The organism is Granulicatella sp. zg-ZJ, from assembly GCF_010892355.1.
Lineage (GTDB): Bacteria > Bacillota > Bacilli > Lactobacillales > Aerococcaceae > WM01.
This window is the reverse complement of the sequence record NZ_WNJY01000047.1, coordinates 1-6470: the sequence shown is the minus strand read 5'-3', so window position 1 is coordinate 6470 and position 6470 is coordinate 1. Positions and strand designations below refer to the sequence as shown.

The 6470-nt window shown below is 33.1% G+C and carries 5 protein-coding genes and 1 tRNA gene; 4 read left to right on the top strand and 2 right to left on the bottom strand.

All coding sequences use genetic code 11. The annotated features are described in order from the left end of the window. Window positions 1-374: 374 nt before the first annotated feature. Window positions 375-1289: a membrane protein insertase YidC gene (gene yidC, locus GMA11_RS08915; RefSeq protein ID WP_163546794.1), complete on the bottom strand. Its 915-nt coding sequence runs from the start codon at window positions 1287-1289 to the stop codon at window positions 375-377. 107 nt (window positions 1290-1396) lie between these two features. Here yidC and GMA11_RS08910 point away from each other — a divergent pair, with 107 nt between their 5' ends. From GMA11_RS08910 to GMA11_RS08895, 4 genes are all read left to right on the top strand, one after another. Then, window positions 1397-3565 carry a DNA translocase FtsK 4TM domain-containing protein gene (locus GMA11_RS08910; protein ID WP_370516588.1) on the top strand — a complete coding sequence of 723 codons (2169 nt, stop codon included), beginning with the start codon at window positions 1397-1399 and terminating at the stop codon, window positions 3563-3565. A 226-nt stretch (window positions 3566-3791) separates the two neighbouring features. Then, entirely contained in the window at window positions 3792-5024 is a 1233-nt protein-coding gene (locus GMA11_RS08905; protein ID WP_163546793.1) for a glycosyltransferase family 4 protein, read from the top strand. Further along, window positions 5017-5499, top strand: coding sequence for a Cys-tRNA(Pro) deacylase (gene ybaK, locus GMA11_RS08900; RefSeq protein ID WP_205422931.1), 483 nt, complete (start codon window positions 5017-5019; stop codon window positions 5497-5499). Before GMA11_RS08905 ends, ybaK begins: the two co-directional genes overlap by 8 nt. Before the next feature lie 38 nt (window positions 5500-5537). Then, window positions 5538-5620 (top strand) — tRNA-Leu (locus GMA11_RS08895). A gap of 154 nt (window positions 5621-5774) precedes the next feature. Here GMA11_RS08895 and GMA11_RS08890 read toward each other — a convergent pair. Next, window positions 5775-5948: a hypothetical protein gene (locus tag GMA11_RS08890; RefSeq protein WP_163546792.1), complete on the bottom strand. Its 174-nt coding sequence runs from the start codon at window positions 5946-5948 to the stop codon at window positions 5775-5777. Window positions 5949-6470 lie beyond the last annotated feature (522 nt).

The following is a 6470-nucleotide window of genomic DNA, read 5'->3' as shown; positions in this document are numbered from 1 at the left end:
TCATAAATAAAATTGAAATCAATTGATTTATCAATTTTACGTAGTAAATGGTCTTTTGGTACTAATTCGGACAATGTGTTTAATATGATTTCATCATTTGGGTGAGTTTCTTTATAAAACATAGATTTTTTCCTCCTTTTTCTTATCTCTATTATACCACTTTTAAGCGTTATTATTGTATCAGACGTTGTGGTACGAATGGCTTCGTTCTCGCACGTAGTAGAGAACGAGCGATGTATCGTGTACATCGTGGTAAGCCGTATAACTTAACGTCTGATACGAAAAAAGACTGTTGACACTCTTACTTGTCAACAGTCTGAACCGGAACGAATGATAACATACATTCGTTCCGGTTTTGTATATTCATATTATTTTTAGCGTTTTTGCTGTTTGCCCGCATTACGACGTACTTTTTGTATCGAGGCTGTTGTTACTTGTTTTGTGTGAACAGAGGTTGTTACGTCTTTTCTTTTTGGGAGATGAATAGGATTTTCTTCCATATCTTTTTTAATATCTTCTTTAATTTTTGGTTTTAACACTAATGAAATGTATAAACTTGTTAAACAGCTAAAGATACCACTGACGGTCCAATATAATGCAGCACCGGCAGGTAATGACAAACCAAATATTAAGTTAATTAAAGGTGTTGTAAATAGAACAGCTTTATTCATTTGTTTTTGTTCTTCAGTCATACCAATTTGTGAAATGTATCCTTGGATTAAATAAAAAGCGGATGACAAGATACAGAATAACCAACTAGGTGTTGCTAAAGAAACACCTAAGAACGTATCGTTTAAAATTTCAGTTGATGAAATTGTTGCAAAGTATAATGCTGAGAAAATAGGCATTTGAATGAATAGTGGTAAACATCCACTGGCACTTACGAATTGAATACCTGCTGCTTTTTGTAATGCAGCTTGCTCTTGACGTAGACGTGCTTGTTCTTCAAAAGTTTTTGCTTGTCGCATTTCTTCTGTTATTGCTTGCATTTGTGGTCTAATATACGCCATTCTCTCTTGTTGAATGGTATTTGTTTTCATCATGTTGATATTTAAAGGTGTAATCGCAATACGTACTAATATGGTAACAGCAATAATACCTAATCCATAACTACCGACTGTATTTCCAAAAATACCTGCAAACCAGAAAATAAGTTGTTCCATAGGTCGACCAAGTACGTCCCAAATAAAACCTGTTGGAGCACCACTCGTATCACGACCTACACATCCTGATAAGATTAAAACGAGTGTCAAAGTTACCAAGATACGTATCCATTTTTTTTCTTTCATATGTTCATTCCTTTTTTTAAATTTACTAGAAGATTATACCCTATTTTATACGAAGTTTCAAAAATATGATATAATAAAGCAAAAAGAATGAATATGGAGGCAGAGCAGTGGCTAAGAAAAGAAACAAAACAAAAAAGAAACAAACATTTAAGTTAGAGTATATATCCATTGCTTTACTATTTATCTGTTTATTTGCTGTTTTTTCATTCGGTTTTATCGGTGTTTTTTTTGCTAATATTATCCGTTTATTTGTTGGTGATACGTACCGATTTGTGTCTATTTTATTGATTATTTATGCAATTTATATGCTATTTAAACGAACACCCTCAATTCCGATGACAAAAAAGCAAATGATTGCCAGTTGTGTATTTACAATTATAATTCTTGTGTTTTTTGAATATTTAGGATTTGCAAACCGTACGAATCTTATGTCAGACACATGGAAAGCTATCTCAACTGATTTATTCAGCAATCAATTAAAACAAGCGACCGGTGGCGGTATGATTGGAGCTATTTTAGCGAATATATTTACGTTTTTATTTGGTGAAATTGGGACATATTTAATCCTGCTCCTTTTATTAGGTATCACTTTAGTATTAGTAAGTGGAAAAACGATTTCTGATTTTATTGATATGGCGCAGCATACTAGAACAAAAGTGCAAAAAACGCAAATAAAACTACCAAAATCAGTAAAAGAGGTCAAAGAAGATATAGATAGCGTGCTATATATTGAAGAGGACGATAAACCAGCCGTTGAAAATATAGAGCCAATTGTTATAAATAGTTTCCAGCCCGAACCAGACGTGATTGACCCAGGAGTAGAAGAAGTGGTTGAAAAAGAAGTAACATTTTCTGTATCAAAAGAAGATTCGCACTATGAATTACCTCCGGTAACATTATTAAATCGTGTAGAACCAGTCGATCAATCGAGTGAGCATGAATTGATAAAAAGAAATATTCGTATTTTAGAAGATACATTTAAAAGTTTTGGTGTCAATGCACGTGTTATTTCTGCTAATTTAGGTCCGTCTGTGACAAAATTTGAAGTACAGCCAGCTGTTGGTGTGAAAGTCAGTAAAATTGTGAGTTTAACAGATGATTTGGCGTTAGCCTTGGCAGCAAAAGATATTCGTATTGAAGCACCAATTCCTGGAAAATCATTTGTAGGTATTGAAGTACCGAATCAAACCACAAGTATGGTTTCTTTCAGAGAAATTATTGAAGGTAATATTGATTCTAAATCAAAACTAGAAGTCCCACTTGGAAGAGATATTTCAGGAAATATTCGTATGGCTGACTTATCAAAAATGCCACATTTACTTGTTGCTGGTGCTACGGGTAGTGGGAAATCTGTGGCGATTAACGGCATGATTACAAGTATTTTAATGAAAGCCAAACCAAGTGAAGTGAAACTTATGATGATTGACCCTAAAAAAGTAGAGTTAAATGTCTATAATGGCATTCCTCATTTATTAACTCCAGTTGTCACCAATCCACGCCGTGCTGCACAAGCATTGCAAAAAGTTGTCTTAGAAATGGAAAGACGCTATGAATTATTTGCTCAAACAGGTATGCGTAATATTATTGGGTATAATGAACAAGTTGATGAATTTAATGAAACAGCTGATGAACCCATGGAGAAAATGCCGTACATTGTTGTGATTGTAGATGAGTTAGCTGATTTGATGATGGTGGCAAGTAATGAAGTAGAATCAGCCATTATCCGATTAGCACAAATGGCACGTGCAGCAGGAATCCATATGGTTTTAGCGACACAAAGACCAAGTGTAGATGTTATTACTGGATTGATAAAAGCCAATGTACCTAGTCGAATGGCATTTGCCGTATCTAGTAGTATTGATTCTCGTACGATTATTGATAGTAACGGTGCTGAAAAACTACTCGGAAAAGGCGATATGCTATTTCAACCAATGGGAGAAAATAAACCAATTCGTGTACAAGGTGCGTTCTTATCTGATTCTGAAGTTGAAAAAATAGTAGAATTTGTTAAAAATCAACAAGAGGCAAATTATGTCGAAGACATGATTCCAACAGATGAACCGGTATCACAAGGAGAACCAGAAGACGAATTATTTACTGAAGTTGTAGAATTTTTGAAAGAACAAGAGTTTATTAGTGTATCTATGCTACAACGTCGTTTCAGAATTGGCTTTAACCGTGCGGCGAGATTGATGGATGAATTAGAAGCCAAAGGACATGTTGGTGCGGCTGAGGGAACAAAACCACGACGTGTATTAATTAATACAGAAGTATAACACAAAATAGTATTTAAACAAAAAGGCTTGAAATCAATTTGCTGATTTCAAGCCTTTTTGTGTTATTGATTTAAATAATCCTTTTTAATAATGGGGTGCCATATCTGATACTAGTTGATTTGAAAAACTATATATTACAATAAATGTATCCTAATAATTAACGCTTGATTGTCGACTTTGAAAAGAGTAGAATAAAAAGAACAATATATTTAACGTGGAGAATATTATGAAAATTGCGATGTTTACAGATTCGTACTTTCCTCAAGTAAGTGGGGTAGCGACATCAATTAAAATTTTAAGTGAAGAATTAGAAAAAATGGGTCATGACGTCACAATTTTTACGACGACAGATCCCCATGTCGATGAGAATGAGAATAATGATAAAATTGTTCGGATTGCTAGTGTACCGTTTATTTTCTTTACAGATAGACGTTTAGTCATTGGTGGAATGAATAAAGCTTATAAAATTGCGAAAGAAAAGCAATTTGATATTGTGCATACGCATACAGAATTTGGCATGGGACTTATTGGCAAATATGTGGCATATCGATTAAAAATTCCAACAGTTCACACTTATCATACCATGTATGAAAAATATTTACATTATATTGCTAATGGTTATTTAGTTAGACCTAGCCATGTTCGTTTTTTATCTCATTCATTTTGTAACCACACGTCAGGTGTGATCGCCCCAGGTCCACAAATTTTTGAGATTTTAAAAGGCTATGATATTGAAACGGATATTCAAATTATTCCAACGGGTGTACCAATCCCAGAAAAAGTTGCTTCTGTTAGAACAAATATTAGACAAGCATTAGGTTTATCTGATGAACATCTTGTGTTATTATCTTTATCTCGATTGGCAAAAGAAAAGAGCTTAGATAAAATTATAGATGCTTTCCCACATATTTTAGTACAATATCCAAATGCTAGATTAGTATTTGTTGGAGATGGACCTGCTAGAAAATCATTGGAAGAACAAGTAAGTGGATTATCTCTGCAAGATACGGTTATCTTTGTCGGCGAAATTCAAAATGATGATGTGTATAAATATTACCAAATGTCTGATATTTATGTGAATGCATCTGAATCTGAAACACAAGGGCTAACGTATTTAGAGTCTTTAGTCAATGGCTTACCTGTTATTGCAAAACGTAATGATTATTTATCTGGTATCATTACGAATGAAAGTTTAGGATGTTTATATGAAGACACATCACAATTAGCCAAAGCAGTCATTGATTATGTACCTATTTTAAACGAAACTCAAAAATTATCTAATGAAGAAAAAGAAGCATTGTCTTATAATGTATCAGCAGATAAATTTGGGAAAGCTGTTGAGGCGTTTTATTATCAAGCCGTTGAAAGTTATAAAGAAAAACGAACGAATGAAGAAAATCCAAAATCAAGTATTTTAAATCGTTTGTCCTTTGGAAAGTGGTTCGATAAAGATGAGTAAAAAACTACTTAAAACAAATGCTCTTAGACAATTAGACCAAAAAAAGATTGCTTATACAGTTCATACATATGAATGGGATGAACAGCATATCGGGGGTAGACATATTCTTGAACAATTCAAGGATAAAAGTGAACGCATTTACAAAACGATTGTTTTAGTTGGAAAAAGTGGTGCCTTATATGTTTGTGTTGTGCCGATAACAAGTGAACTTGATTTAAAACAAGTAGCGCATGTGTGTAAAGAAAAAAGTGTGACATTATTACCTTTAGACATGCTTGAAAAACAAACAGGATATATTCGTGGAGGCTGCTCGCCAGTAGGTATGAAAAAACAATTACCTACATTTTTCGATACAAGTGTCCAAAATTATGATACAATAGTCGTATCTGCTGGTAAAAGAGGGTATCAAATGGAATTGACCCCCGCAGATTTAATGAATGTTACCAATGGGATACTTTCTCATTTAATACAATAAATACAGGTTTTGCATGCGTCACGCATGCAAAACAAAACGCAGTCGTGGTGGAATGGCAGACACGCTATCTTGAGGGGGTAGTGAGAGTATTCTCGTGTGGGTTCGAGTCCCATCGACTGCATTTTTTTAATGTTTTATAAAATAGTTAAATCTGAGAAATGGCTTTATATAGCCTTTTTTTAGTTTTGGGGATATTAAAAAAATGGATTTTCGTCAAATTGTGTTGATGGAGAGAAATAGTGAGTATGTTAGTAGTGAATGGCATTAACCATTCACTACCTTTTTTTTATGGTTGCGTGACAATTTGGGCAACAATCTGGTGTATAGGTCAATTTACCGTATAAGACTAATGATTTTTTATGTCGAATATCACACTCTGATATGTTTACATGATCAAATGTGATGTTTTTATCCTTTAATTGTAGTAAGATTTCTGTTATATTAGACATAGGAAATTTCTCCTTATTATTTGGTCGTACTTTTAATTTAAGAGAAAATTGCCTTTTTGTCTACATGAAATTAGGGTTGATGGCTTATGCCATCAACCCTAAAAATTATACAGCCTTTTTTATTTTTTAGATATTTATTAAGATGTGTTTGGCAAAAATAGACTATATTTACTAGAAGATATATTGTTAAAATATTTTTTATCTATTTTTCATAAAGTTTTTTGTATCTCATTACTAAGAGCAGTAAAATGTTATTGTCACTATGATTATTGATAGAGTATAATGAATAAAACATAATAAAATAGTCAAATTGGAATGGTTATGAGCAAGTAAAAATGAATAGGGAGGTAAGTATGGAAAAAGATTATATTATGAAGAAAGAATATGTTACAAAAAAAGGCTCTATAATAAATCGTGTTGGTGGGAATAATCCACCAACACGATTTTGTATATAAAAGTGGACAAAAAAAGAGAAATACCTGTATGATTAAATCACCACAATTAAACAAGGAGGTATTTCTC